Origin of the sequence: Actinoallomurus acaciae (genome assembly GCF_042429965.1) — a bacterium.
GTDB classification, from domain to species: domain Bacteria; phylum Actinomycetota; class Actinomycetes; order Streptosporangiales; family Streptosporangiaceae; genus Actinoallomurus; species Actinoallomurus acaciae.
The window spans coordinates 1-2,364 of sequence record NZ_JBHLZP010000843.1; the positions used below are offsets into that span (position 1 = coordinate 1).

2 protein-coding genes and 1 pseudogene are annotated in these 2,364 nt (G+C 72.2%); 1 reads left to right on the forward strand and 2 read right to left on the reverse strand.

The features are described 5' to 3' along the window. Window positions 1-1,313 (reverse strand): GNAT family N-acetyltransferase (locus ACFFNX_RS47880; RefSeq protein WP_378213084.1); only part of this gene is annotated, 1,313 nt, incomplete at its 3' end. A 198-nt stretch (window positions 1,314-1,511) separates the two neighbouring features. Here ACFFNX_RS47880 and ACFFNX_RS47885 point away from each other — a divergent pair. Then, window positions 1,512-1,934, forward strand: coding sequence for an Hsp20/alpha crystallin family protein (locus ACFFNX_RS47885; RefSeq protein WP_378213085.1), 423 nt, complete (start codon window positions 1,512-1,514; stop codon window positions 1,932-1,934). Between the two features lie 14 nt (window positions 1,935-1,948). On the opposite strand, the pseudogene ACFFNX_RS47890 reads toward ACFFNX_RS47885, so the two are convergent. After that, window positions 1,949-2,364 (reverse strand): annotated as a pseudogene (locus ACFFNX_RS47890) (Acg family FMN-binding oxidoreductase); the annotation flags it as partial.

The following is a 2,364-nucleotide window of genomic DNA, read 5'->3' on the forward strand; positions in this document are numbered from 1 at the left end:
GCCGCGGCGGTGTGGGAGGCGGCCGCCCGGTGGCCGGCCGCGGAGCGTCCCGCGACGTCGGTGAGCAGCGGCATCCGGCGGCCGAGGCGCCGGGCGGTCCGGGAGAACTTGCGCGGGTTGCCGAAGGACTCCAGGTACAGGACGCCGAGCCGGGTGGCGGGGTCGGACTCCCACCACAGCAGCAGGTCGTTGCTGCTGACGTCGTACTTGTCGCCGGTCGAGACGAAGGTCGATACGCCGATGTCCAGGCGCGACAGGTGGTCGCGCAGGGCGATGCCGAGGCCACCCGACTGAACGACGACCCCGGCGCCGCCGGCGCGGGCCGGACGGGCGGCGAACGTCGCCTCGAGCCGTACGGCGGTGTTGGCGATGCCGAAACAGTTGGGTCCGACCAGCCGCATCCCGTACCGGTGACAGATCCCGAGCAACGCACGCCCGTCCACGCCGGAGGTGATCACCACGAGCGAGCGCACGCCGCGGCGCCCGCATTCTCCGGCGACCTCGGCGACCGCCTCCGGCGGCACCGCGATCACCACGAGGTCGGGGCTCTCGGGCAGCGCGGACACCGAGGGAAAGCACACGCCGCCCACCGGCTCCCGCCCCGCCCTCGGGTTGACCGCGTAGGCCGGTCCGTCGAATCCGCCGGTGAGAAGGTTGCGAAGGATCGCGCCGCCGACGGACCCGGTCCGGCGGCTCGCCCCCACGACCGCCACGGACGCCGGGCACAGCAGGTGACGCAGGCTCTCGATGTCGGCGTGCCGTTCGCGCTCGGCGACGGCGTCGAGGTAGGCCCCGCTCCCGGTCAGCGGGATCGTCACCTCGACGACCCCGTTCACGGTCCGGCGGCCGACCGGCAGGCCCGCACAGGCGAAGACCCGCAACATCGGGACGTTCTGGGCCAGAGTCTCCGCGCGGAACGCGACGAGCCCCCGGGATCGGGCCAGCGACACGAGATGTTCCAGCAGCAGGGTGCCCACGCCGCGGTTGTGCATCCGGTCGGCGACGGCGAGCGCGATCTCCGCCTCGCCGGGCTCCGCGGTCCGGTCGTACTCGGCCACACCGACGAGCTCGCCGCCGAGCCAGGCCCCGAGCACCGCGTGATCGGGGTCGGGTTCCCGGCACAGGCGCGCCGCGACCTCGTCGGCGATCCGCGGGCTGATCCCGAAGAACCGGAGGTAGAGGTTCTCCGGTGACATGTCGCGATGGAACCGGTGGACGGCGCCGAGATCGCCCGGCCCCACCTCCCGGATCGCCACCGCCGTACCGTCCGTGAGCAGCGCGTAGAACCCCTCCGGGGCTGCGGGCTCCGCCATGTCTCCCAGCATCGGACGGCGGCCGTACCCGGGCAGCGGGCGCAGGTCATCCCCGTACAGGACCTTCGGTCCGTCCCGGAAAAACGGGGGCAGGTCCTGCGCCGGGACAGAAGTCCTCCGGCCCCGGGAAGACCGCCTCTACACCGCGCGCCGGTCATCGGGCGGAATGGGAGAGAGAGGCTAACCGAGGAGGAGACGATGAGTGTGCCGGCCCGCAGAGAGACCAAAGAGATGTTCCCTGACCTGTTCGACCTGTTCGAGATGCCGCTCACGGCCCTGCGGCCGTTCACCGGCCAGACCGGTCAGGTCATCCGGGTGGAGGACGCCGTCGAGGACGACCGGTACGTCGTCCGCGCCGAGATGCCCGGCATCGATCCGGAGAAGGATCTGGAGATCAGTGTGTCGCGCGGCGTGCTGACGCTTCGCGCCGAACGCCAGGAAACGCGGGAGGGGCGGCGCCATTCCGAGTTCCGGTATGGCTCCTATGAGCGGTATATCCGGCTGCCGGAGAACATCAGGGAAGACGAGATCAAGGCCGCCTACGACCAGGGCATCGTGACCATCACGATGCCGTTCGAGGAGCGGAAGGAGACCACCCGGCGCGTGCCCGTCGAGCGTTGATCTCCCCACGGAGATCACGGCTCAGGCCGGATGAGCTCCTCGGGGGGCCGCCGGACGCTCCGGCCCTCCCCCCGGGTCACGCCCAGCCGCATGACCATCTGCGGATACTCGCCGTCGCAGAAGTGAACGCGGACGAAGTCGCGCAGCTCCGGGATCTCCAGCGCCTGAGTGTGGAACGCGGCGGAGACGTCGTCCTCGGCGGCGCGCAGAAGGACGCGTTGCAGCGCCTGTCCGGCCTGGAGCCACGCGGCACGCTCGTCGGCCGTCGTCGTGAGGAGGGCCACCACCCCCGGCGCGCCGAGCCCCTCGTCGCCGGTGAGGCCCCAGCCGTGGCCGCGCGCGAAGTCGCGCTGCGCGAAGTGGGGATCCGTGCGCCCGGGGTCGTGCGGGTAGGCGTCCTCCTGCACGCCGTCGCGCCGGCGGCTGCCGG

What these genes read in the sequence shown, in the direction of transcription:
- ACFFNX_RS47885 (WP_378213085.1), top strand. Translation starts at nt 1,512, where the DNA reads ATGAGTGTGCCGGCCCGCAGAGAGACCAAAGAGATGTTCCCTGACCTG.